Genomic DNA, 24,392 nt, shown 5'->3' with positions numbered 1-24,392 from the left:
AGGCATCGTGGACGAATATGCGGGACGGGTACTCGCCGACCGCTATCGCCTGCCGCTGCCCGCGTCCGACGAGTTCGAACTCCGTGAGACGCGTGCCTGGGACACCTACAGCGGGCAGGAAGTCCTGGTCAGGCAGGTGCCGTTGCCCGAGGTCGTCGAGGCCGAGGTGCTCGACGCGGACGGGCTGCCGGACGGGTTCGTGGCCAGGGACGGGCGTCGTGCGCGCCCTGCCGACACACGGTCCGCGGCCACCCGCCGGCCCACCGATCCGGCCGTACGACGTGCCATAGAGGCCGCGCAGGCCGCCGCGTCGATTCCCGACCATCCGCGGCTCGACCAGGTCTTCGACGTGTTCGCGCAGGGCGGCTCGTTGTGGATAGTGAGTGAACTGGTGCCGGCGCGGTCGCTGGAGTCGCTGCTCGCCGACAAGCCGCTGACGCCGTACCGCGCGGCCGAGGTCGCCGCCGACGTCCTCATGGCGCTGCGGGTGCTGCACGCCCATGGCTGGGTGCACCGCAACATCACCGAGCGCACGGTGCTCGTCTGCGACGACGGGCGCGTGATGCTCACCGGACTGGCTGCCGGGGCGGCGGAAGAGGCGCTGTGCGGGTACGACCCGGTGCCTGGCCGGGATGCGTCGGGGGCGGAGCCGGCGGGTGGGGCCGCCGGGGCTCCTGGGGCTGCTGGGGTGCATGGGCCGGGGGGCGCGAAGGCCATAGGGGGTGCGGCTGCGGGGGTTGATGCTCCAGGGCGGGGCTCTGCGGGCGGTGCCGGTGGACGTGGTGGGTACGGACAGTCACCTGTGCCGGGTGCCGGGGGAGTCGCCGGTGGTGGTCCGGGGCTCGGTGCGGTGGGTGGTAGTGGCGGTGGTGGTGGGTACGGGGAGTCGTCTGTTCCGGCCGTGAGCGGGCCGGGGGCGGCTGGGCGGCAGGGGTCGCCCGGTGGTTCCGGGTATTCCGGCCGGGGTGGAGGTTACGGGGTTGCCGGGGGGACCTTCGCCGGGGACGCCGGTGGGGATCCCGAGGCCGCCCGGCGGGCCGCCATCGAGGCGCGGTCCGGTGGCGGGGCGCCCGGTACGGGTGCTGACGGGAGCGACGGAGGCTCCGCCGGGGGCGAGCGGCGGGCGCTGGAGACCGGGGGGGACATTCGGGCGGCGCGGGCCGGGGCCATCGCCGCGTACCGGGCGGGGGCGCGGGCCGCGGCCCGGGTCCAGGAGGCCGAGCAGAGCGGGCGTACCGCGCTGCCCGGTGGTGCCAGGCCGTCGATCGAGGCGCCCGGCACCGGCGGGGAGCGCGGCCCTGCGACGCCGCCTCCGGGGCAGATCGCCGATCCCTACGGCGTGCGTACGGCACCGACCTGGAACGGCGGGGTCGCGCCCGCGACCGGGCTTCCCGGGCAGCCGCGCAACGCCCTGCCCGCCGGGGCGAACGGCGCCGCGACGAGCGGGGTCGCCGACGGGGTTCCGTCGCAGCAGGCCTGGCCGTTGACTCAGGCACAGCCGCAGGCGCAGACGCAAGGGGTGTCCCGGGAGCAGGGGCCGTCTGCCGACGGTGTGGCGCGGCAGCAGCCCTGGTCGTTGAGCCAGGCGCATGCCCAGGGGGTGCCTCAGGGTTCCTCTCGGGACCAGTTCGTGCCCGTTGACGGGGTTCCGTCGCAGCAGACCTGGCCGCCGACCCACGCGCAGGCCCACGCCCAGGGTGCGCCCCAGGACGCTCCCCGGGACCAGGCGCCGCCCGCCGATCGTGTTCCCGGGCGGCCCCCGGGGTGGGAGGGTGTGGCCGCTCCCAGGCGTGGGCCCGCCACTCCGCTGGCCGCCGAGCGGGCGCGGCAGGCGCGGATGGCTGTCGTCGGGGCCGTGACCGAGCGGTGGGCGCCCGAGCAGGCAGGGCCCGTGCACGAGAACTGGCAGCTGGCCCCGCCCATCGGTCCCGCGACCGACCTGTGGGCGCTCGGCGCGCTGCTCTTCAGGGCCGTACAGGGGCATGCGCCCTACCCCGAGGAGTCGACGGCCGAGCTGGTGCAGCTGGTGTGCGCCGAGCCGCCCGCCTTCGCCGAGGAGTGCGGGCCGCTCAGGCCGGTCGTGGAGTCGCTGCTGCGCCAGGACCCCACCGAGCGGCTCGACTTCGAGGAGTTGAACGGCTGGCTGCGCTCCCTCGTCAGGTCGGCGCCGGAGCCCGAGGCCGGGGTGCACACCGTCGCCGCGCCGCCCACCGACCCGCGTCGGCTGCCGATCGTACGGCGCCGGGGCGAGCTGGTGCGCAGGCGCCGGGCGGGGCTGCCCGCGAACAGTCCGCACGGCCGGCACAAGCGGGCCAGGCAGGAGCAGCGGGCGCCGCGCAGACTCGGCCGCAACCTGCTCCTGGTGATACTGCTCGCACTGGCGGCGGCGGTCGCGTACGCCATGTTCTTCATGCCGAAGGCGGGCAGCGACGAGGGACAGGACGGGGAGCGGACCGGTTCCGCCGGTGAGGTGAACGCGACGCCGCAGCAGTCGGCCGACACCCCGGACGCGAGCAGCGAACCCCGGCCCGAGCAGACCTCGCCCAGCGGGGGGAACGACAACAGCGCTTCCCCGTCGGCCGGTTCGTCCGAGTCCGAGTCCGAGTCGGAGACGGAACCCGACGGTGGGCCCAAGGTCGCCGCCGGCTTCACCCTGCGTACCGACGCCGAGGGGTTCCGGGTCGCCGTCGCCAACGGGTGGGACCGGACGGCGAAGAACGGGCGCGGGCAAGTCGTTTACTCGCACGGGGCGTTCGAGCTGATCGTGGTCCCGGGGCGGGACACCACGAAGGCGTACGGGTCCGACCCGATGGCCTATCAGCGGGAGCGGGAGTACGAGTTGCAGCCGTTCCGCGACTCGACCTGGGCCACGTCCAGTGGGATGCGGACCATCGAGGTGGGCGGACGGGCCATGGCCGAGGGGCAGTTCACCTGGCAGGACAGCTCCGGCAGCGAGGTGTTCGTACGCAATCTCGCGATAGTCGTCGACGGGCGCTATCACGTCGTGCAGGTGCGCGGGCCCGAGGCCGAGCGGGACGAGGTGACCCGGCTGTACGAACAGGCGGCGGACACCTATCAGTTCACCGGCTGACCGGAAGGGCAGCCCGGCGGGCAGAAGCGTCACAGTGCTGTCCCCGTAGGCACCCCGGCGGTTCCCTCCCGTGCGGGCGCTCTTTAGTCTTGACCCTGTCAAGACCATTGCGGGGAAACGTGAATCAGATGCAGGGCCTGCTCCTCGCGGGCCGCTACCGGCTCGTCGACGTCATCGGCAGCGGCGGCATGGGCCGGGTGTGGCGTGCGCACGACGAGCTGCTGCACCGTGCCGTCGCCGTCAAGGAGTTGACGGCCGCGCTGTACGTGTCCGAGAGCGAGAAGGCCGTCCTGCTCGCCCGCACCCGGGCCGAGGCGCGGGCGGCGGCGCGGATCAACCACTCCGCCGTCGTCACCCTGCACGACGTGCTCGACCACGACGGCCGCCCGTGGATCGTGATGGAACTCGTCGAGGGCAACTCGCTGGCCGACGAGGTCAAGGAGGCCGGGCGCATCGAGCCGCGCGAGGCGGCGCGGATCGGCCTGTGGGTGCTGCGCGCGCTGACCGCCGCGCACGCCGCCGGCGTACTCCACCGGGACGTCAAGCCCGGCAACGTCCTGCTCGCCCAGGACGGCCGCGTCCTGCTCACCGACTTCGGTATCGCCCAGGTCGAGGGCGACACGACCATCACGCGTACGGGGGAGATCGTCGGGTCCGTCGACTATCTCGCCCCGGAGCGGCTGCGCGGCGAGGACCCGGGACCCTCCTCCGACCTGTGGGCGCTCGGCGCGACGCTGTACACGGCCGTCGAGGGCCGGTCGCCGTTCCGCCGGACCTCCCCGCTGACCACCATGCAGGCGGTCGTCGAGGACGAGCCCGAGGAGCTGCGGCATGCCGGTGCGCTCGCGCCGGTCATCGCGGCCCTGCTGCTCAAGGATCCCGCCGTACGGCCCGGAGCGGCCGAGGCCGAGCAGCTGCTCGCGGAGGCGGCTGAGGGGCGCCGGCCCCGCGCGGCCCAGCAGTACGTGCCGACGCTCCGGACGGAGGCGACGGTGCGGACGCCCGCGGAGGGGGAGGTCGGGGCGTTCCGGATGGGCTCCGGGGCGGGCGACTCCGCCACGCCGGTCCAGGGGAGCTTCGGTCCGACCCGGGTCGGACCCGGCGCCCCGGCGGGGCGGAACCGGCGCGGGCGCACGATCGCGCTGGCCGTCGCGCTGGTCGTACTCATCGGCGGGGGCGGGGCGTTCGCGCTGCACCAGTGGAACTCGGGGACGGCGACGGAGACGCGGAAGGGGGCGGGAGCGGGGGCGGGGAAGGACGGTTCGGCCGTCTCGGCATCCCCGTCGGCCTCGGCCTCGTCGTCTGCCTCCGCGTCCGCATCCGCCTCGGTTTCTGTCCCGCCTGCTGCCCCGGCCTCCGTGCCGGAGGGCTGGGTGCGGGTCGAGGATCCGGCCGGTTTCAGTCTTCCGCTGCCCGAGGGGTGGACGCGGACGGTCTCCAACGGCCAGATCGACTACTCGCCGGACGGCGGAGAGCACTTCCTCCGGATAGCCATCGACGAGGACCCCGACTTCGACGACCCCTACGCCCACCAACTCGACCTGGAACAGCAGCTCAGCAGGCTCAGCGAGTACAGGAGGGTGAGCCTGGGGGCGAACGTCTACCGCGACCGCAAGGGCTCTCTCTGGGACTTCACCTGGACCGCGCTGGCCAAGGACGGGGCGTTCCCCGGGCCGCGGCGGGCCATCGAGCAGGCTTATCTCGGCCGGGACGGGGCCGAGTACCTGATCTACATGTCCGCTCCGGCCGCCGACTGGGCGACCGCGCGCGAGCAGTTCGGCACGGTACTGCGGGGCTGGCGGACGAACGCGGGCTGAGGGCGGGCCGGGAGCAGGGGCGAGGTTCCGGTGAACTGCTTGTGCGGTACGGCGGTTGTCGGTCATCCGGTGTTCGCCGCCCCGGAGCCGGGCCCTCCGTTGCGGCATGATGAGGCTCATGGGACCCGAGGGGGACAGCTTCCGTGTGATCGCCGGGCGGTACCGCCTGGAGGCGAGGCTCGGCCGGGGCGGGATGGGCGTCGTCTGGCGGGCGACCGATCAGCTGCTCGAACGGCGGGTCGCGGTCAAGGAGTTGACGCAGGACACCTCCCTCTCGGCGGACGAGGCCCGGCTGCGCCGCGAACGCACCCTGCGTGAGGCCCGCGCGGTCGCGCAGCTCCGCCACCCGCACATCATCGTCGTCCACGATGTCGTCGAGGACGACGAACGCCCGTACATCGTCATGGAGTTGATCGACGGCGGCTCCCTCGCCGACCGGATCTCCGGCCGCGGCCCGGTCGACGCCGACGAGGCCGCGCGGATCGGCATCGCCCTGCTCGGCGCCCTGAACACCGCCCATGCCGCCGGGGTCCTGCACCGGGACATCAAGCCCGCGAACGTCCTCCTGGAGGACGACACCGACCGGATCGTCCTCACCGACTTCGGTATCGCCCAGGTCGCGGGCGCGACCACGCTCACGGAGAGCGGCTCCTTCGTCGGCTCGCCCGAGTACACCGCGCCCGAGCGGATGTCCGGGGTCAGGACCGGCCCCGAGTCCGACCTGTGGTCGCTCGGCGCGCTGCTCTGCACCGCCCTGAGCGGCGAATCCCCGTTCCGGCGCGACTCGTTGGGCGGCATCCTGCACGCCGTCGTGATCGACGAGGTACGGCCACCGGCCCAGGCCGCGCCGCTCCTGCCCGTCGTACGGGGGCTCCTGGAGCGCGATCCCGAGCGGCGGCTCGACGCCCCGGAGGCGGAACGGATGCTGCGGGCGTTCCGGACGACCGGGCGTACGCCGAAGCTGTCGGCGGGGTACACGCCGGGGCGGCAGCAGGCCCGACAGCAGGGCCGGCAGCAGGCTTGGCGGGACGACGAGCCCGGCGGCAAGGCGGCGCCCTCGCCCCGCACCCTCTCCCTGCGGAGCGCGTCCTCCCGTACACCTTCGTCTGCATCTTCGTCTTCGTCGGCTTCTTCCCGTACGGCGGACCAGGCGCCGTGGCCCTCCGGGCGGACCGTGCTCATCGCGGCCGTGCTGGTCGCGGCGCTGGCCGGGGCAGGGGTGTCCGCGGCGGCGCTGCTGATGAACTCGGGGGACGGTGGGGGAGGGGCGCCGGGGAGTACGGCGACGGCGGTGACCGCGTCCGGGTCGGGGGCGACGGAGGTGTCGCCCACGGCGACCGGGCCCTCCTCGTCCTCCTCCCCGTCCATCCCCGCCAACTCCCCTTCCTCCAGTGCCCCTTCCTCCGGCACCGCGCCCTCCGGTTACCGGCTCGCTCGCGACCCGCGTGGCTTCTCGCTCGCCGTTCCCGACGGCTTCACGCGTGCCGAGCAGAAGGACCGGGTCTTCTATCTGTCGCCGGGGGAGACCTTCCGGCTCGGGATCAGGGTCGTCGACCCCGAACCCGGCGGCCCGCTCGCGGTGATGACCCGGGCGGACGCCAACGGGCCCTCCTCGAACCCGGGTTACCGCGACGGCCGGGTCACCGGGACCAGGCACGGTCAACAGGCCGCCGCGCTCTGGGAGTTCACCTGGGACGGCTTCAGCGAGGCCGAGGGGCCCCGGCACACCTACGACCTGTGCTGGGAGGAGGGCGGGCGGATGTACGACGTATGGGTGTCGGCGCCCGTCGGGAAGGTGCGGGAGGCGAAGGAGTATTTCGACGTCGCCCTGGACACGTTCGCCGATGAGTGAAAAGCGGCGATCAGCGGATAAAGCGGCGTTTCAGGAGCCCGAGGGCCGCTCGGAGAAGTCCCGCTTTCCCGGTCGCCCCCACCCGCAGCGCGAATCCGCCGTCCGGCCGGAAAACCGGCTTCGCGTAGCAGAACCCGCTCCGGTGCCACCACTTGGCCGCCCTCAGTTTCCTCGGCGGCTGCGGCAGCGGCAACGCCCTTTCGCCGAGCCGGAGTTCGCCGCTCCACACGCCCGGACCCAGCTCGCGTACGGGTATGCGCACGGTGAACTGCTCGCCGTGCGGGGGCCGTACGGCGGTGAAGACGGCGGTGGTGCCAGGCTCGTCCTCCCTGTCGAGGTGCACGGTCAGTGCCCCGCGCGGGTACGCGCCGAGTGTGCAGCGGCCGGTGATCAGCAGCTCGGTGGGGCGGCTCGCGTGCCAGCGGACGGGTGCGAACGTCAGCCGCTTCAGCACCGGGTGCTTCCGTTCACCGAGGTCGACCGTGTAGTTGCCGTACGGGACGGTCGTGTACAGGGTGACGGCGCGACGGCCGCGTACGGTCTCGGTGATCCGGACGTCGGGGCGGCCGGCCAGTCGGTCCGCGCGGTTGCTGCCGATGCGGACCTCGCGGGTGAGGCCCTGCGCGCCGACGGCCAGGGAGATGTCCCACAGGCCGTCGTCGAGGGGCGAGCCGTCGGCCAGGGTGTCGATGTCGAAGGCCGCCTCGAACCCGGCCTTCTCGTAGGCGTACCGCCCCTCGTCCTCGTCGGCGCCGAGGCACGGGGAGGCGGTGTGGGTGACCGGCAGCCGGTACTCGGTCCCCGACTCGCGCTCGCGCACGACGAGTTCGGTGCTGACGTCGCGTGTCTCCACCCGGTGCAGATAGGCGTATCCGGCCAATCGCACCCGGGTGCCCCGCAGTTCGGCCCGCGAGACATGATGCCGTACGTCTATTTCGCGTATTTCATGCGCTTCGTGCTTTCTCGGAGAATCCGTATCGGGCACGGTCATCGTCACGTTCTCCAAAAGTAAGGGGCGAATTGCGGAGGGTGAAGTGCGAATGCGTGCGCCGTTATTGGGTATAAGTGGCGACTGGGTCGTGAAGATACCGTGACCTGATCGTGTCTTCAAGGTAAGAGCACCGTGATCATCCTGCTCGGCAGCGGAACTCTGCTAAAACGTCGACATGGACATGGGTACCGGCTTGGACAACGAGCTGTTCGGGCGTGCGCATGCCCGCCAACGCTGGGCGGCGCGCGCCGCGCTCGGGGCGGCCGGGCTGGCCGTACTGCTGCCGATCGCGTTCGCGGGCATGGGCAGCCTGCTGCTGGCGGTGGTCGGCATCGGCGGGGCCGTGCTCACCGCCTCCGGCCTGTGGTGGGCGCTGGCCCGGCGCGGCCTCGTACGGGCTGTCGGCGCCGTACTCGCCGTCGCCACCCCCGTCGCGGTCGTGGCCCTCTTCGCCGCCGCCAACCTGCTGAGTCCCGCGCTGGCCTCCCTCGCGCTGTGGGGCATCGCCGTGTGGGCCGGGAAGTCCGCGCTGAGCAGCACCAAGTCCCATGTCGTGCCGGTCCGCGAGTACGAGACGCCTGCGCCCGTCCGGCCCTTCCTCCTCATGAACCCGCGGTCCGGCGGCGGCAAGGTCGACCGGTTCGGGCTGCGCGAGAAGGCGGAGCGGCTCGGTGCCCGCGTCCATCTGCTCGACCCCGACAAGCCCGAGCCCGAGGACGTCGTCGTCCTCGCCCGGGAGGCGGTCGCGGCCGGCGCGGATCTGCTCGGCGTGGCCGGCGGCGACGGCACCCAGGCCCTCGTCGCGGGCGTCGCCGCCGAACACGGCCTGCCCTTCCTGGTCGTGTCCGCCGGTACGCGCAACCACTTCGCCATGGACCTCGGCCTCGACCGCGAAGACCCGGCCGCCTGCCTCGACGCCCTCACGGACGCGGGCGGCGTCGAACTGCGGGTGGACCTGGGCTACCTCGACAGCGGCGACGGTACGGCGGACAGCCGCCCCTTCGTCAACAACGCCTCCTTCGGCGCGTACGCCTCGATCGTGCAGAGCCCGGCGTACCGCGACGACAAGGTGGGCACCACCCTGGGCCTGCTGCCCGAGTTGCTCACCTTCGAGCGCGGCGCGACGCTGACCGCCCGCGCCTACCCCCGGGCGGAGACCCGGGACGGCGAGACGGTCGTCCACGGGCCGCAGGCCGTGCTGGTCAGCAACAACCCTTACCGCATGGACGACTTGGTCGGCCTCGGCCGCCGCGAGCGCTTGGACGCCGGTGTCCTCGGGGTGCTCGGCATCAAGGTCGAGGACGCCGCCCAGGCCGCCGAACTGCTCCTCGGCCGGTACGCCACCGGCCTGACCGTCATCACCGCCCACGAGGTCGTCGTCGAGGCCGACCTGCCCGAGATCGAGGTCGGCCTCGACGGCGAGGCCCTCGTCCTGCCCACCCCCGTCCGCTGCCGCGTCGAACCGGGCGCCCTGCGCGTCCGCGTCCCCCGCCACCGGCCCGGCGTCCCCGCGCCGACGCCCCCGATGGACTGGCGGCGGCTGCGCAAACTGGCGGCGACGGTCGGCCGTACGGCACTGCCCCGCCGTACGACGGACGCCCTGAACCGGCGTCGACAGGCGTCGGGCCCGCAGGGTAGGGATGGGGCATGAGCGATGGCGGCGACGGTGGGGAGAACAAGGGCACGGGCGGGGCAGGCAGAAGCACGGGTGGTGCGGGCAAGGGCGACCAGGGGCGGCTGGTCGGTGGCCGGTACCGGCTGACCGAGCGCATCGGGTCCGGCGGCATGGGCACCGTCTGGCGGGCGCGGGACGAGCTGGTCGAGCGTGAGGTCGCGGTCAAGCAGCCGAGGCTGCCCGGGGACCCGCAGGACGCCGCCCGTCAGCGGATCGCCCACCGACTCCACCGGGAGGCGCGGGCCGCCGCGCGCGTCGACCACCCCTCCGCCGTCTCCGTCCACGATGTCGTCGTCGAGGACGGACTCCCATGGATCGTCATGGAGTTGGTGCGCGGCGAGTCCCTGCACGAGGTGCTCCAGCGCGGTGCCGTGAAGCCCGCCGAGTCCGCGCGCATCGGCCTCGCCGTGGTCGGCGCGCTGCGCGCCGCGCACTCCGTCGGGATCGTCCACCGCGACGTGAAACCCGCCAACGTCCTGCTCGGCCAGCACGGCCGGGTCGTCCTCACCGACTTCGGCATCGCCCACATCATGGGCGAGGAATCCCTCACGATGAGCGGGGAGTTCGTCGGCTCCCTCGAATTCATCGCCCCCGAACGCATGTCGGGCCGGGGCGCCGGCCCCGCCTCCGACCTGTGGTCGCTCGGCGTACTCCTCTACGCGGCCGTCGAGGGCTGGTCCCCCTTCCGCCGTACGACCCTGGAGTCCACCCTCGCCGCGATCCTCGCCGCCGAGACACCTCAGCCCCAACAGGCGGGCCCGCTCGGCCCGTTGCTCGTACGACTGCTGGTGAAGGACCCCGCCGAACGCCCCGACGCGGACGAGGTCACGGCGGCCCTGGAGGCGGTGTCCAAGGGCTGGCCGCTGCCGAAGGCGCCGGAGCGCGGGGAGTTGACGAAGGCTCAGGAGCCGTCCGGGATAAGGGAGTTCGCGGACGACGCGGGGACGGTGCGGTTGCGGGGCGACAGCGCTGCAGCCGAGTCCAGGCCCATGCCCGCGCCCGCGCCCGCGCCGGAGACTCCGGTGCCAGGCACCCCCGTATCCGAGCCTTCCCCCGAGCCCTCGCCCGAGACCCGCGCCACCGCACTGCCCGCCCCGAAGCCCGCGCGGCGTCGGCGGCGGCTGCGGGTGGCCCTCGTGGTCCTTGCCGCCGCCGGGGCCCTGGTGGCCGCCGGCATGGTGTTCGAGGGCACGGTCGTCGACACGAACGGCGGGGACACGGCGGTCGCGGGGGAGGAGGCACCCGGCACCCCGTCCGCCGTACCCCCTTCCGGGGCGACCGCCGTCCCCGCGCCCACCGAGGCCCTGCCCACCCTCGGCAGCTGGCTGGCCCACGACGAGAAGGAGCTGCGGGCGGTCCTCGCGCTGCCCCGCCAGTACGTCCGCTTCCATGAGCAGGGTGATGCCACCGACCAGCCCCGGATGGCGATCTACGACAACGACGAGGTCATCCAGGTCCGCCTCACCCTCTGGGACAAGGCCCCCCGCTCGCCCCTGGGCCAGGCCGAGCACGCCGCCGAGATCTGGGCGGGGTACGGCGAGTCGCACACCCAGTACGCCGATACGACCGTCGCCGGTTACGAGGCGGTCCAGGCGGACACGACGTACGACACCGAGGGCAGGCTTGTGCGGGTCATGCAGGTGGACATCCTGACCGACGACGGCCGGCTGTACGAGCTGCGCGTCGACATGCCCAAGGGGACGCCGGACGAGAAGCGGGGGACCGAGGTCTTCAAGGGGGCGCGCGACCAGCTGGAAATCGAGAAGTAGTGGCCTCGGGGTGCTCGAAGTGGCTGAGGAGTGGCCGAGGAGTGACCGAGAAGTGATTCAGATCGCCGTCTCCTCGGTGAGCACTCGGCGCCCAACGCCCTGATCAGCGGATTCGTTGCCAGTGACCACTGGCGGCATGGCGGTGGGAGTCGGCAGCTTGTGCGTAGACAGTGAATCCGGGTTACCCATGGGTACCCAAAGCCCTCCGAGCCGTCATACGCTGCGGCTCATGACGGACTCGCAGGCCCCGGTAAAGCCCGGCACCGACGCCCCCACCGGTACGAACCCCCTGGCACCCGCGCCCACAGGCGCCCGCACCGCCGCCGACGTGGTCACGCCCGAGCTGGTCGCCCAGCTCACCAAGGGTGTCGTCGGCTCCGGACGCACCGCCAACCACACCCCGTTCACCGGCGAGAAGCTGGCCGACCTGCCCGAGTCGACCCCCGAGGACGTGGAGAAGGCGTACGAGCGGGCCCGCGTCGCGCAGGCCGTCTGGGAGCAGACCCCGGTACGGCAGCGCGCCGCCGTGCTGCTCCGCTTCCACGACCTGGTGCTGGCCCGCCAGGCCGAGGTGCTCGACCTCATCCAGCTGGAGACCGGCAAGGCCCGCCTGCACGCCCACGAGGAGGTCCAGGCGGTCGCCGTGGCCGCCCGCCACTACGGCCGCATGGCCCCCAAGTACCTGAGGCCGAAGCGGCACGCGGGCGCGATGCCGACCCTGACCAAGGTCACCGAACTGCGCCACCCGCGCGGGGTGGTCGGGCAGATCGCGCCCTGGAACTACCCGCTTGAGCTGTCGGTCGGCGACGCGATCCCGGCCTTCGTCGCGGGCAACGCGGTCGTGATGAAGCCGGACACGGAGACCTGCCTGACCGCCCTGTGGGCCCGGGACCTGCTCATCGAGGCCGGGCTGCCCGCCGATGTCTTCCAGGTCGTCCTCGGTGAGGGCCCGGTCATCGGCCCCGAGGTCGTCAAGCACGCCGACTACGTCTCCTTCACCGGCTCCACCCGCACCGGCCGCGAGGTCGCGCAGGGCGCCGCCGCGCGACTGGTCGGCGTCTCGCTCGAACTCGGCGGCAAGAACGCCATGTTGGTCCTGGAGGACGCCGACATCGAGAAGGCGGCGGCGGGCGCGGTCCGGGCCTGCTTCTCCTCCGCCGGCCAACTCTGCATCTCCATCGAGCGGTTGTACGTCCACGAGTCGATCGCGGACGCGTTCGTCGAGCGCTTCACGGCCCGGACGAAGGCGATGCGGCTCGGCAAGTCCCTCGCGTACGGCGCCGACATGGGCTCGCTGGTGGGCGAACGCCAGCTGGAGACGGTCACGAAGCACGTCGACGAGGCCGTCGCCAAGGGGGCGAAGGTCCTCGCGGGCGGCACGGCCCGCCCGGACATCGGCCCCTACTTCTACGAGCCGACCATCCTCGACGGCGTCGAGACCCCGATGGCCGTCTGCTCGGAGGAGACCTTCGGCCCGGTCGTCTCCATCTACCGCTTCAAGACGGACGACGAGGCGGTGGCCCTGGCCAACTCCACGCCGTACGGCCTGAATTCCTCGGTCTGGACGAAGAACGGCGCCCGTGGCCGAGCCGTCGCCGCCCGCGTCCGCTGCGGCACGGTCAACGTCAACGAGGGCTACGCGTCCGCGTACGGCAGCGTCCAGTCGCCCATGGGCGGCATGAAGGACTCCGGCCTCGGCCGCCGCCACGGCTCCGAGGGCATCCTCAAGTACACGGAGGCCCAGACGGTCGCCCAGCAGCGGCTGCTGCCGATGGCGCCGGCGCTGGGCATGACCGACGAGAAGTACGCGGAGTTCATGACCCGCAGCCTGCGCGTGATGAAGGCACTCCGGCTGCGGTAAGGCCCCCTGGCCCAGGGGGCGTTCAGCAAGGTCTGTTCTCAACGAGGAGAGCAAGTGTCGTACGACCATGATTACGACGTCATCGTGGTGGGCTCCGGCTTCGGCGGCTCCGTCACCGCCCTGCGCCTGACCGAGAAGGGGTACCGCGTCGGCGTCCTGGAGGCGGGCCGCCGCTTCACGCGCGACACGCTCCCCCGGAACTCCTGGGACCTGAAGAACTACCTCTGGGCCCCCAAGCTCGGCATGTACGGCATCCAGCGCATCCATCTGCTGGGCAACGTGATGGTGTTGGCGGGCGCGGGGGTCGGCGGCGGTTCGCTGAACTACGCCAACACCCTCTACGTACCGCCGAAGCCGTTCTTCGACGACCCCCAGTGGCGTGGAATCACCGACTGGCAGGAGGAGTTGAGCCCGTACTACGACCAGGCCCGGCGCATGCTCGGCGTACGGCTCAACCCGACCACGACTCCGTCCGACGTCCATCTCAAGGCGGCGGCCGAGAAGATGGGCGTGGGCGACACCTTCCATCTCGCGCCGGTGGGCGTCTTCTTCGGCGACGGCGAGGACGCGGAGGGGTCGGTGAAGGCGGCTCCGGGGGAGCGGGCCCCGGACCCCTACTTCGGCGGCGCCGGACCCGCGCGCAACGCCTGCACCGAGTGCGGCGAGTGCATGACGGGGTGCCGGCACGGCGCGAAGAACACCCTCAACGAGAACTACCTCTACCTGGCCGAGAAGGCGGGCGCGGTCGTCCACCCCCTGACGACGGTCGTGTCCGTCACGGACGACTCACGCGGCGGCTACGCGGTCGCCACGCTCCCGACGGACGCCAAGAGGAAGAGCGCGGGCCGTACGTACACAGCCCGCCGCGTCGTCCTGGCCGCCGGCACCTACGGCACCCAGACCCTCCTGCACCGGATGAAGGCGGGCGGCCAACTCCCGTACCTCTCCGAGCGGTTGGGCGAGCTGACCCGTACCAACTCGGAGGCGCTGGTCGGCGCCCAGACCGACAACCGCCGCTACCGCAAGGTGACGGGTGAGGCGAAGGTCGACTTCACGCGTGGAGTCGCCATCACGTCCTCGATCCACCCCGACGAGAACACCCACATCGAACCGGTCCGCTACGGCAAGGGCTCGAACTCGATGGGCGGCCTGTCGATCCTCCAAGTCCCGTACGCGGAAGGGTCGTCGAGGGTCCTGGGCTGGCTGGCGAACGCGGCCCGGCACCCGCTCCTGGTCCTGCGCTCGATCTCCAACCGCCAGTGGTCGGAACGGACCATCATCGGTCTGGTGATGCAGTCCCTGGACAACTCCCTCACCACCTATCTGAAGCCGAAGGGCGCGGGCAAAGGGTTTCTGACGGCCCGTCAGGGACACGGCGCCCCCAACCCCAAGCAGATCAGGGCGGCTACGGAGAGCGCGTCCGCGATCGCCGCCGAGATCAACGGCTTCGCGGGCAGCAACGTGGGCGAGTTGATGGGCATGCCGCTCACCGCCCACTTCCTCGGCGGCTGTCCCATCGGTGACTCACGCGAGACGGGCGTGATCGACCCGTACCACCGCCTCTACGGTCATCCGGGCATCTCGGTGGTCGACGGCGCCGCGGTCTCCGCGAACCTCGGCGTCAATCCGTCCCTCACGATCACCGCCCAGGCCGAGCGCGCGATGTCGTACTGGCCGAACAACGGCGAGGCCGACCCGCGTCCGGTCCAGGGGGCGGCGTACGAGCGGCTGCGGCCGGTCGAGCCGAAGGCGCCGGCGGTCCCGGCGGAGGCGTTCGGCGCGCTGCGGCTGCCGTTCCTGGGGATGCCGGCGGTTCCCAAGAAGAAGTAGGCGGGACGAAGAAGTAGGCGAAGAAGCAGGCTGGATGAGGCGATGGAGAAGCGGGCGAGATGAGGCAGGGGAAATAAAGGGGAGGACCCGCACCCCCCTCCGAGTGCAGGTCCTCCCCTTGTCCTTGCCGGAGGCTTACGCCTCCGCGCCGCCCGCCTTCCGGCGACGCATCGCGAACACCGCGCCCGCACCGGCGACCACGGCGACACCGCCGACGAGGCCGATCATCGGCAGGGCCGAACTGGAGCCGGTGTCGGCGAGGTTGCCGCTCGGCAGGGCGGAGACGTCGCCCTGGGGCTTCTTGACCGGGTCCTTGGAGCCGTTGTCGCTCGGCGTGGCCGTACCCGGGTCGGTGTTCGAGGAACCGGCCTTCAGGACCTCGAAGTCGTACTGGGCCCAGCCCTCGGCGATGCAGTCCTGGCCGTCGATGTTGTCGATGTAGGCGCCGGAGCCGAAGGAGTAGGCGTCGCCGGCGGGGGCCTTGGCGTCGATGCTGACGCGCAGGTCGACGGACTGGCTCGCCTTGGCCTTCAGCTTCTCGACGTAGAAGAAGTAGTCACCGGCCCAGTCGTCGTTGCCGATGCGGTCCCAGCTGCCCGTCTCCGGGTTCTTGAACTCCAGGTCGACGTACGGGCTGAGGAACTTCGACTCGTCCAGCTCGTAATTCTCGACCTCGGCGTAGAAGGCGACGCCCTTGAGGTCGGTGTCCGAGTCGTTGGTGACGACGAGCTTGAAGGCGTGGAAGCCGTCGCCCGCGACGATCTTGCCCGGCAGGCCCTTGATGTCGGCGGACACCTGGGCGTCGTCGTAGTTCTCGTCGAGGTCCTCGCAGAACGGGACGTCCGGGTCCGTCGGCTCCTCGCTCGGCTCGGCGGAGACCGAGGGAGAGGCGGAGTCGGACGGGGAGGCCGAGGTGGAGTCGGTGGGGCTCGCGCTCGTGCTCGCCGAGGCGGTGGAGGACGAAGTGTCGGTCGGCACGCCGGTGTCGGTGGGCGCCGCGTCCGAGGGCGTCGCCGACGCGGTGTCGGTCGGCGCCTGCGACGGGGTCTCCGTGACGGCCGTGTCGCTCGGGCTGGGCGAGGCCGACTCGTCGGCGAACGCGACGGGCGCGGACAGCAGGGCCAGCGGGGATATGACAGCAGTCGCCGCTGCTGCGGCCATGGCACGGCGAAGCTTCATCAAGACCTCACGACCTCAGGATGTCCAACTGCGGGGCACGGATGTGCCCCCTGGTTCTGAACAAGTGACATGCGGCGGCTGTGAATGGTTGCTCTTCACTCACGCGAAATTTATGTGTGCTGGGTCACATGTCGGGTCACGTGCCGGGTCGTACGCATCGGGTCCGGCCGCGTTCTGCCCGGTCTGTCGCCGGGTTTCCGTTCTTTTCCCTGGCGCTGGTTGTGGATTCGTTCGCGGATCACCTAGAAATAGCCCTCGTGTCTGAGAAGAAGCCCGGCGGCAAGCCGGCCGAAGAGCCTGAGCCGTCGGTTCCCGACGACATACCCGACGACATATGGGGGCAGTTCAACCGCGACAGCGAGCGGGACATCCGTGCCTCGGCGCCGAAGGAACCGTCCGCGCGGGCGCGGGCGGTCACCGAGCGACTGCGTCGGCAGGACGCGCGCGGCGAACTGCCCGAGGGCTGGCGCACCGGCCCCGCCTGGCAGGAGATGAACGGGCAGGCGGCCAGGCGCAGGCGCCGGTGGGCGATCATCGGCGTACCGCTGGCGGTCGCCGTGGCGCTGGTGGCCGTGCGACCGTCGCTGATCCCCGGCGATCCCTTCGGCGCCGCCGCTTCGGACGGGGGCTCCGCCGCCGACACCTCCCCGCTGCCCGAGGAGACGGCCGCGCCGTCCGCGGCGCCGTCGGAGGTCGACCCCGACATCCCGACGCTCGACAGGCCGTTCGCCGGATCACCCGCCGTGCGGTACGCGGACGGCGCGGCCGGGATCGTCCCGCCGCCGGCGAAGGCGGTGGGCTCGTTCTCGAAGGCCGAGGTGGAACGGGTGCTGCGGCAGACCAGGCAGTTCCTGATCGACGCCAACCTCGACCCGGCCACCCTGCGCGGCGAGCACCCCGCAGCCGCGCTCAAGGCGATCGACCCCGAGCAGAAGGACCTGCTCGGCGAGTTGAACACCTCCTTGCGCCGACCGGACGCGAAGCACGACCCGCTGTGGATGTTCAGCCGGTTCGACCCCGCGAAACTGCGCCTGGTCGGTGACGTGATCAAGACGCGCGGCCGGATGACGTTCAAGGCGGACGGGCGCGACACCGCCGTCGTGCACGCCGACTACACCTTCGTCTACCCGGTGACCCGCGCCGGCTCGAACGACCGCGAGGTGACCCGCACGATCGTGCGCAGGGTCCTCGACATCGAGCTCTACGATCCGGTCAAGTACCAGGTCACTCCGGGGAAGATCAGCGTCCTGAACTACAAGAGCCAGTTCGCCAACTCGGCCTGCGACGTGTACGACGGCTATCTCCACCCGCAGTTCGACTCGGACCTCGTCGATACGACCGCCAGTCCCGACGACCCATCAGGCCCCGCCGTCGACCCCTACGACCGCAGCGGCGACATCGGCGACGAGGACTGCTCGCCCCTCACTCGTTCGTGAACCCCGGACGCCGGAGACGGAGTGACCGGACAGGGTGACCCGGCAGAGCGACGGCGGGCAGAGTGACCAACTACGGACAGAGCGAAGGGCCCCGCGGGACGGATCCGCGGGGCCCTTCTCCGTCAGCACCGGCGTCAGGGCAGCGCCGGTGCCTGGGAAGCGGCGCCGGGGGGTTGCGCCGCGTTGTTGGTCTGTACCCACCGGTCGGCGCCCCGGCGCACAAGGGGCGCGCGCTTGGTCTGGACCAATGGCAGTCGAGGGTTACACGTCAATACGGTTGCCTGCTGCGGGACTTGGGGTCGCTCTTGCATCGTGCTCGAAGGTCGTCGAGTACGCAACCTTTTGACCCGGCCTTGTACTTTTTGACCTTGGTCTTACCGGCCGACCCCGGGCGTCCCCGGAGCCGACCGTTTCTCTGGGGTGACCGGGCTGCTGTCCCCTGCCGTCCGGTCACAACCCTGGAGCCACGCGTGGTTCGTGCGGGCCCGCCCCTGGCTGGCACGGACACCGGTACCAACGAAGACCGCGCACGACGGTCACGCGTCGGACGGGTGAGACGGCGCCCGAACTCAGATACGACCTCAGATCCGGCCCCGGCACAGCTCCAGCAACGTCATCGCGAGGGAGGTGCCGGGCTTGCCGAGCGCGTCCCGGTAGTGGCTGAGGATCTCCATCTCCCGGGACAGATTCACGCGCCGCCCACCGGAGGAGATACGCGTCTCCTGGACGACCGCGGACACGGCCATCCGTTCCTGCACGAGACCGATGATCCGGTCGTCGAGGGCGTCGATGCGCGCACGTGCGTCGGCGATCACATCGGTTGAGGTTGAGGTTGCGGCTGCGTCGGTGGTGTCGGTGGTGGTCATGCGGGGCTCCTTGTCGGACGGGACGGTGTGCCCCGGATCGGCAGGACCCGGAAACGACAGACGCCCCGGGCCTTGTCGGCCCGGGGCGCCTGGGAAGTCGCTTGTCAGTTGCTCAAGCAGCACGACCATGGCAGCCGGCGGGCCGGTTGCCATAGGTAAAGAGGAAGGTCGGGTGCGTGAGCATGGGGGTCAGTATGCACGGAGAAGGGCGCCCTTCCAAGCGGGGATCTGGGGGCGGCGGCCCCCAGCGCACGGCAAGGTGTCCAACCCCACCCCGGTAGAATCACCCGCACAGACCCCCGCCCAACCGCCGGAAGGCCCCCGTGTCAGCAGCGACCCCCGCCCCCGACACCGTCCTGGTCGTCGACTTCGGTGCGCAGTACGCCCAGCTCATCGCCCGCCGAGTCCGCGAGGCCCGGGTCTACAGCGAGATCGTGCCGAGCACCATGCCGGTCGAGGAGATGCTCGCCAAGAACCCGGCGGCGATCATCCTCTCCGGCGGCCCCTCGTCGGTGTACGCGGAGGGCGCCCCGCGCCTGGACCGCGCGATCTTCGAGTCCGGCGTCCCCGTCTTCGGCATGTGCTACGGCTTCCAGCTGATGGCGACCACCCTCGGCGGCACGGTCGACAACACCGGCGCCCGCGAGTACGGCCGTACGAAGCTGGCCGTAACCAAGTCCTCCTCCACCCTCTTCGAGGGCACCCCGGCCGACCAGTCGGTGTGGATGTCGCACGGCGACGCCTGCTCCGCCGCCCCCGAGGGCTTCTCGGTCACCGCGTCCACGGACGTCGTCCCGGTCGCCGCCTTCGAGAACGACGAGAAGAAGCTGTACGGGGTTCAGTACCACCCCGAGGTCATGCACTCCACGCACGGTCAGCAGGTCCTCGAACACTTCCTCTACCGGGGCGCGGGCCTGACCCCGTCCTGGACCACCGGCAACGTCATCGACGAGCAGGTCGCGCTGATCCGCGAGCAGGTCGGCGACAAGCGCGCCGTCTGCGGCCTCTCTGGCGGCGTCGACTCGGCGGTCGCGGCGGCCCTCGTACAGAAGGCCATCGGCTCCCAGCTGACCTGCGTCTACGTCGACCACGGACTGATGCGCAAGGGCGAGACCGAGCAGGTCGAGAAGGACTTCGTGGCCTCGACCGGCGTCACCCTGAAGGTCGTCGACGCCGAGGAGCGCTTCCTGACCGCGCTCGCCGGGGTCTCCGACCCGGAGGAGAAGCGGAAGATCATCGGGCGCGAGTTCATCCGCGTCTTCGAACAGGCCCAGGCCGAGATCATCGCGGACGAGGGCCCCGAGGTCGCCTTCCTGGTGCAGGGCACCCTCTACCCGGACGTGGTCGAGTCCGGTGGCGGTACCGGCACCGCCAACATCAAGTCCCACCACAACGTGGGCGGCCTGCCGGAAGACCTCGAGTTCGAGCTGATCGAGCCGCTCCGCAAGCTCTTCAAGGACGAGGTCCGGATGGTCGGCCAGGAACTGGGCCTGCCCGACGAGATCGTCCAGCGCCAGCCCTTCCCCGGCCCCGGCCTCGGCATCCGGATCGTCGGCGAGGTCACCAAGGACCGCCTCGACCTCCTCCGCGAGGCCGACGCCATCGCCCGCGAGGAACTGACCGCCGCCGGCCTCGACCGCGACATCTGGCAGTGCCCGGTGGTCCTCCTCGCGGACGTCCGCAGCGTGGGCGTCCAGGGCGACGGCCGCACTTACGGCCACCCGATCGTCCTGCGCCCGGTCTCCTCCGAGGACGCGATGACCGCCGACTGGTCCCGCCTCCCCTACGAGGTCCTGGCGAAGATCTCCACCCGCATCACCAACGAGGTCGCCGACGTCAACCGAGTGGTCCTCGACGTGACGAGCAAGCCCCCGGGCACCATCGAGTGGGAGTGACCCCGGGGCGGGCCAGGGCTGTTCGTCGGTCCAGGCCCGGGCCCAGGTCCAGGTCCTGACGGCAGGGCGACAGGGCGACAGGGCCTAGGTCCGCTTGAGGGTCCGCACCTGCTCTCCGGGCGTCCAGACCTGGACGACCAGATACTTCTCGTCCTCGACGAAGGTCCGCACGACCTCCGTCAGCTCGGTGCGGAAGAGGTGGAACGGCTCCGGCGGTTCCACCTCTTCGGCGTACGCGGCCTTGACCGCCGCATCCTCCACCTCGTACGCCCGCCCGCTCACCCTGACGTCGCCCCCGCCCATGTCCGTCCCCGGCCCGTGGTTCGCCTGGAGGGCGAAACGGGGGTCGCGGAGCAGATCTCGGGCCTTGAGCGAGTCCGGCATCATCGCCAGCCACAACTCGCCGTTCAGGAAGCGGACTTCGAGCCCCGTGGTGCGCGGCGAGCCGTCCTTGCGGAGGGTGGCGAGGGTGTGGTGCGTGAAGGCGCGGAAGCGCTCCTCGACGGTTTCGGCCAGTTCCGGTTCGGTGGTGGTGAACACTGCCCAGTTCATGGAACCGAGTCTGACGTGGATACCCGACATCCCCTGACGGGTATTCGGTGGTGTCTCGTATTCGTCGCTGTTCGGAGTCGGTCCGGGACTCCGGTGGGTCTCGGGCCTCCGTCTCCGGTATCTCTTTTATCTCTTCGCAAACATCCCTGTTCTCCTGCGCGGACCGACGGTAACTTCCGCTCCGTAAAGGAACCCAGTGTGGAGGACCTATGCACGGGCCCACACCGCCCCTGCCGCTGCCCACCGACCAGCTGCAGTTCGCGATGCCCCCGATGTACGAGTCGCTCGACGACGAGCGCAGGCACCGCAAGGAACGGCTGGCCGGAGCGCTCAGGCTGTTCGGACGGCTCGGCTTCGAGGACGGCGTCTCGGGGCACATCACCGCGCGCGACCCCGAGTACAGCAACTGCTTCTGGGTGAACCCCTTCGGGATGCCCTTCAAGCACGTCACCGTGAGCGACCTCGTCATGGCCAACCAGGACGGCCAGGTCATCGAGGGCCGCTACCACATCAACCAGGCCGCCTTCACCGTCCACGCCCAGGTGCACGCCGCCCGCCCGGACGTCGTCGCCGTGGCCCACTGCCACTCGGTGCACGGCCGCGCCCTCGCCGCCCTCGGCGACCTCCTCGACCCGATCACCCAGGAGAGCTGCGCCTTCTACGAGGACCACGCCCTGTACGACGCCTACACGGGCGTTGCCGTCGACGCCGACGAGGGCCGCCGGATCGCGTCCGCGCTGGGCACCCGCAAGGCCCTCGTGCTGCGCAACCACGGGCTGCTCACGGTGGGCGACTCGGTGGACGCGGCGGCCTGGTGGTTCCTGTCGATGGAACGCTCCAGCCAGGTCCAGCTGACCGCGCGAGCGGCCGGCCGGCCCGTCCTCATCGACCACAAGCAGGCCGTCTCGACGCGCGAGCAGCTCGGCGGCGACCTGGTCGCCTGGATCAACTACCAGCCGCTGTGGCGGGACATCAGCAGGAGCGAGCCGGATCTGCTGAGTTGACCGCGACTGGGCCGACCGCGACCCGGACCCGGACCCGGACCCGGGACTGTCCGGCCGCGGCCGGGTCAGAAACTCCGGAGCACGGCCGCCTTGGTCGCCGCGAACTCCTCGTCCGTGAGCACCCCCTCGCGGTGCAGCTCGCCCAACTCCCGGAGCCTGCGCAGGAGTACGTCGTGATGGTCGGAGTGGGGCGGGACCGCGGGCGAGAGCCGGGCCTGCTCCACATAGTCCACCGCCCGCGTGGAGGGATGCGGCAGCCGGGCGGTGACCGCCGTCGCGACGAGCGCCGTGAGCAGATCCCGGCGCGCGCTGCCCCACAGGTCGAGCGCGTACGGGTCCTTCTCCGGCGGCAGCTTCGAGAACACCGTGCCCCGGGTCACGAAGCGCATGAACCCGTCCTCGTAGCCCGAGTTGGGCAGCCAGTCGACCTGCACGAGATCCTGGGTCGAGATGATGCGGGGGCCGGTGGCCCGCTTGACCCGGTCCGCGGTGTCGGCCCAGTCGATCCGCACCTGCGTACCGTCGAACGACACCATGCCGTCGCTGGACCGCACCGACACCGGCACGGGCGGCCCCGGCAGCAGATACGCCTTCGCCGGCTCCTTGGGCACCTGGTCGAGGAGCAGGGCGTGCCGGATCTCCTCGGCGAGGTACTCGGCGACTCCGGACCGATCGATGTCCACCGTCAGCCGGTACGGGTCCGCCGCGTCCGGCAGCCGTCCGCCCGTCGCCTGGAGCAGCGGGTCGGCTCCCTCGCGCAGCCGCAACCGCAGCCGCCCACGCTTGCGTTCGGGCTCGTAGACGATCCCGGAAACCGCCTCCAGAGGCACGGCGACCTCGCCGTACGTCTGCCGGAACAGCGGCACGGAACGGTGGAGCCCCGGCGTGATCCTGACCGTGCCGCCGTCGAAGGCCCAGCTCCCGTCGCGCTGGATGATCTCGGCCATACGCGAATTCTCGCAGCCGGGTCAACACGGAGACCGTGGTTTCACTCGCCCTTTCCGCTGCGGGAGCCGACCTGCCGTACGCGAGGGGGTGTTGCGTAGGGCACAATTCGCTCTCGTCGTGGGGGAGTTGTACGAGGGTCAAATGTGCGGTTCGGGCGGCGATCCGCGCATGTGTGGTCGGGGTATCGGGTGCGGGAAGGCAGGCGTCGGGCGTGGCGGTGCAGGAGGCGAGACAAGGTGTGCTGCCCGGGGAACACGGAGGCGGCTGCACCTGCGGGGACTGTCCCCACGGGGCACGTACGGGACATCGGCGCGCGGTCGCCGAGTTCCTGCTCATGCGGGACGGGTTCGCGGCGGGACAGGGGCTGCCGGCGGCGGTGGCCCACTCGGCCTCGGCGTCCCGCCAGTGGGTCTCGGACGAACTGACCCAGTCCGCGGCGGTCGTCGCCGAACGCGGCCGGGCCGAGGGCGAGGTGTGGCTCGCCCGACTGTGGCGCCGCACGGCGTTCACCGTGTGGGCGCTGATCGGCGTGCTGCTGCTCGGGCAGGCGCTCACCGCGATCGGCGCGGGCTGGAGCGCGGCCCGCACGGCCGGCCTGGTCGCCGCCGTACTGGTCGGCGGCGCGCTCACCGCCGCGTCCTGGTTCCACCGGGCCCGGGGCGGCGCGCTGGCGCCCCTGATCGGCGAGGACAACCGCCTGTCGACCTCCCGTGTGGTGGCGGCGAGTTGGGTGCTGTTCGTGGTGTACGCCGTGCTCGTGCTGGTCGGCCGGCTCGCGGTGGCCTCCGGCCACGAGGAGCGCGACGCGCTGATCGCCGGACTCGACCTCGCCCGGGGCGCGGGCGTCGTGACCGTCCTCGCCGTCGTCTGTGCCATCGCGGTGCTCGTGCGCAGGGTCGTCGGCCTGCGTGTCCTCGGCCAGCGACTCCAGAAGGTCCGCGCGGACCGCCCCCGCGCGGCCGACCTCCTGACGGACGACTCGGGCCGCGGCACTTTCGCGGACATCCAGTACGTGATGATCGGCACGGTAGCTCTCCTCTTCGCTGTCGTACGGCTGGCCCGGCGTCCGGACCAGTTGCCGGATCTGCCGTGGGGACTGGCTGTGGTGGTGCTGGTGTCGGCGGCCACCTATGTGGCCGGCAAGTACGCGGAGGGCGGCCGGCCGGTGATCCTGTCGGTCGTCCGCTCCCGGGAGGCGGGCGACCTGGACGCCCCCATCCGCACCGGCGACGACATCGAGATCCGCGGAGCCGGCTTCGTACCCCCGGGCGCGGGCACTGCCGACCGGCTGTCCCGCATGGTCGTCCGCATCGGCCCGGTCCATGTCCACGTCCCCCTGGTCCCGGTCCCCGGCGGCTTCAGCAACCCCCGCGACGAGGTACTGACGGTGCCGGTACCGGCGGACGTCGAGCCCGGCCGGGTGGAGGTCCAGGTCGTCACCGCGGCGGGCGTGGAGACCAACCGGTGCGTCATCGACGTGACGGACTGACGCTCGGCCCGGTTGTCGGACCACCGCTGCTTCCCGGCCAAGGCGGAAATTTGGCCTACCGGAAGTGAGCGAGGTCACGTCGGGATACGTATGGTCTGTTGAGGGGTCAACGTACGGCGGGCGAGAGGCGGCTAAGG

General features: G+C 71.7%; 16 protein-coding genes. 11 read left to right on the top strand and 5 right to left on the bottom strand.

Going from position 1 to position 24,392, the window contains the following annotated elements:
* The first annotated feature begins 7 nt into the window (after nt 1–7).
* The 3 genes from CW359_RS27370 (at nt 8) to CW359_RS27360 (ending at nt 6,760) form a co-directional block, all read left to right on the top strand.
* Entirely contained in the window at nt 8–3,091 is a 3,084-nt protein-coding gene (locus CW359_RS27370; RefSeq protein WP_105972811.1) for a protein kinase, read from the top strand.
* A 128-nt stretch (nt 3,092–3,219) separates the two neighbouring features.
* Nucleotides 3,220–4,908, top strand: coding sequence for a serine/threonine-protein kinase (locus CW359_RS27365; RefSeq protein WP_105972810.1), 1,689 nt, complete (start codon nt 3,220–3,222; stop codon nt 4,906–4,908).
* Between the two features lie 118 nt (nt 4,909–5,026).
* Nucleotides 5,027–6,760 carry a serine/threonine-protein kinase gene (locus CW359_RS27360; RefSeq protein WP_105972809.1) on the top strand — a complete coding sequence of 578 codons (1,734 nt, stop codon included), beginning with the start codon at nt 5,027–5,029 and terminating at the stop codon, nt 6,758–6,760.
* 10 nt (nt 6,761–6,770) lie between these two features.
* Here CW359_RS27360 and CW359_RS27355 read toward each other — a convergent pair whose 3' ends face one another.
* Entirely contained in the window at nt 6,771–7,646 is an 876-nt protein-coding gene (locus CW359_RS27355; RefSeq protein ID WP_157968642.1) for a hypothetical protein, read from the bottom strand.
* A gap of 280 nt (nt 7,647–7,926) precedes the next feature.
* On the opposite strand from CW359_RS27355, the gene CW359_RS27350 reads away from it, so the two are divergent.
* From CW359_RS27350 to CW359_RS27335, 4 genes are all read left to right on the top strand, one after another.
* Complete coding sequence (locus CW359_RS27350; RefSeq protein WP_232838613.1) at nt 7,927–9,402, top strand: diacylglycerol/lipid kinase family protein; 1,476 nt, start codon at nt 7,927–7,929, stop codon at nt 9,400–9,402.
* Nucleotides 9,399–11,195 carry a serine/threonine-protein kinase gene (locus tag CW359_RS27345; protein ID WP_105972807.1) on the top strand — a complete coding sequence of 599 codons (1,797 nt, stop codon included), beginning with the start codon at nt 9,399–9,401 and terminating at the stop codon, nt 11,193–11,195. The genes CW359_RS27350 and CW359_RS27345 overlap by 4 nt, the downstream gene beginning before the upstream one ends.
* 229 nt (nt 11,196–11,424) lie before the next feature.
* On the top strand, nt 11,425–13,056 hold the full coding sequence (locus CW359_RS27340) for a succinic semialdehyde dehydrogenase (protein WP_105972806.1): 1,632 nt from the start codon (nt 11,425–11,427) through the stop codon (nt 13,054–13,056).
* 54 nt (nt 13,057–13,110) lie between these two features.
* Complete coding sequence (locus tag CW359_RS27335) at nt 13,111–14,886, top strand: GMC family oxidoreductase N-terminal domain-containing protein (protein WP_105972805.1); 1,776 nt, start codon at nt 13,111–13,113, stop codon at nt 14,884–14,886.
* A gap of 135 nt (nt 14,887–15,021) precedes the next feature.
* On the opposite strand, the gene CW359_RS27330 is transcribed toward CW359_RS27335, so the two are convergent.
* Nucleotides 15,022–16,065, bottom strand: coding sequence for an LAETG motif-containing sortase-dependent surface protein (locus tag CW359_RS27330; RefSeq protein ID WP_105972804.1), 1,044 nt, complete (start codon nt 16,063–16,065; stop codon nt 15,022–15,024).
* 257 nt (nt 16,066–16,322) lie between these two features.
* Between CW359_RS27330 and CW359_RS27325 the strand changes: the two genes are divergently transcribed.
* On the top strand, nt 16,323–17,501 hold the full coding sequence (locus CW359_RS27325; RefSeq protein ID WP_198655406.1) for a hypothetical protein: 1,179 nt from the start codon (nt 16,323–16,325) through the stop codon (nt 17,499–17,501).
* 581 nt (nt 17,502–18,082) lie between these two features.
* Here the strand turns inward: CW359_RS27325 and CW359_RS27320 are convergent.
* A complete protein-coding gene (locus CW359_RS27320; RefSeq protein ID WP_408647524.1) occupies nt 18,083–18,427 on the bottom strand; it encodes a chorismate mutase in 345 nt (114 codons plus the stop codon).
* 263 nt (nt 18,428–18,690) lie between these two features.
* On the opposite strand from CW359_RS27320, the gene guaA reads away from it, so the two are divergent.
* On the top strand, nt 18,691–20,262 hold the full coding sequence (guaA, locus tag CW359_RS27315; protein ID WP_105972801.1) for a glutamine-hydrolyzing GMP synthase: 1,572 nt from the start codon (nt 18,691–18,693) through the stop codon (nt 20,260–20,262).
* A gap of 84 nt (nt 20,263–20,346) precedes the next feature.
* On the opposite strand, the gene CW359_RS27310 is transcribed toward guaA, so the two are convergent.
* Nucleotides 20,347–20,814, bottom strand: a complete 468-nt coding sequence (locus tag CW359_RS27310) for a pyridoxamine 5'-phosphate oxidase family protein (RefSeq protein ID WP_105972855.1) — start codon at nt 20,812–20,814, stop codon at nt 20,347–20,349.
* 209 nt (nt 20,815–21,023) lie between these two features.
* Here CW359_RS27310 and CW359_RS27305 point away from each other — a divergent pair, with 209 nt between their 5' ends.
* A complete protein-coding gene (locus tag CW359_RS27305; RefSeq protein ID WP_105972800.1) occupies nt 21,024–21,818 on the top strand; it encodes a class II aldolase/adducin family protein in 795 nt (264 codons plus the stop codon).
* 65 nt (nt 21,819–21,883) lie between these two features.
* Here the strand turns inward: CW359_RS27305 and CW359_RS27300 are convergent, their stop codons facing one another.
* Nucleotides 21,884–22,765, bottom strand: coding sequence for a DUF4429 domain-containing protein (locus CW359_RS27300; RefSeq protein ID WP_105972799.1), 882 nt, complete (start codon nt 22,763–22,765; stop codon nt 21,884–21,886).
* A gap of 212 nt (nt 22,766–22,977) precedes the next feature.
* Between CW359_RS27300 and CW359_RS27295 the strand changes: the two genes are divergently transcribed.
* Nucleotides 22,978–24,255, top strand: coding sequence for a hypothetical protein (locus CW359_RS27295; RefSeq protein ID WP_105972798.1), 1,278 nt, complete (start codon nt 22,978–22,980; stop codon nt 24,253–24,255).
* Nucleotides 24,256–24,392: the final 137 nt, after the last annotated feature.

It is taken from the genome of Streptomyces geranii (genome assembly GCF_002954775.1).
Classification (GTDB): Bacteria; Actinomycetota; Actinomycetes; order Streptomycetales; family Streptomycetaceae; genus Streptomyces; species Streptomyces geranii.
Note: the sequence above shows the minus strand (reverse complement) of the source record. Positions and strands in the feature narration are given on the sequence as shown.

Coding starts and splice junctions, on each gene's coding strand:
- CW359_RS27350 (WP_232838613.1), top strand. CDS start 7,927: ATGGACATGGGTACCGGCTTGGACAACGAGCTGTTCGGGCGTGCGCAT.
- CW359_RS27365 (WP_105972810.1), top strand. CDS start 3,220: ATGCAGGGCCTGCTCCTCGCGGGCCGCTACCGGCTCGTCGACGTCATC.
- CW359_RS27330 (WP_105972804.1), bottom strand. CDS start 16,065: ATGAAGCTTCGCCGTGCCATGGCCGCAGCAGCGGCGACTGCTGTCATA.
- CW359_RS27310 (WP_105972855.1), bottom strand. CDS start 20,814: ATGAACTGGGCAGTGTTCACCACCACCGAACCGGAACTGGCCGAAACC.
- CW359_RS27305 (WP_105972800.1), top strand. CDS start 21,024: ATGCACGGGCCCACACCGCCCCTGCCGCTGCCCACCGACCAGCTGCAG.
- CW359_RS27345 (WP_105972807.1), top strand. CDS start 9,399: ATGAGCGATGGCGGCGACGGTGGGGAGAACAAGGGCACGGGCGGGGCA.
- CW359_RS27340 (WP_105972806.1), top strand. CDS start 11,425: ATGACGGACTCGCAGGCCCCGGTAAAGCCCGGCACCGACGCCCCCACC.
- CW359_RS27300 (WP_105972799.1), bottom strand. CDS start 22,765: ATGGCCGAGATCATCCAGCGCGACGGGAGCTGGGCCTTCGACGGCGGC.
- CW359_RS27360 (WP_105972809.1), top strand. CDS start 5,027: ATGGGACCCGAGGGGGACAGCTTCCGTGTGATCGCCGGGCGGTACCGC.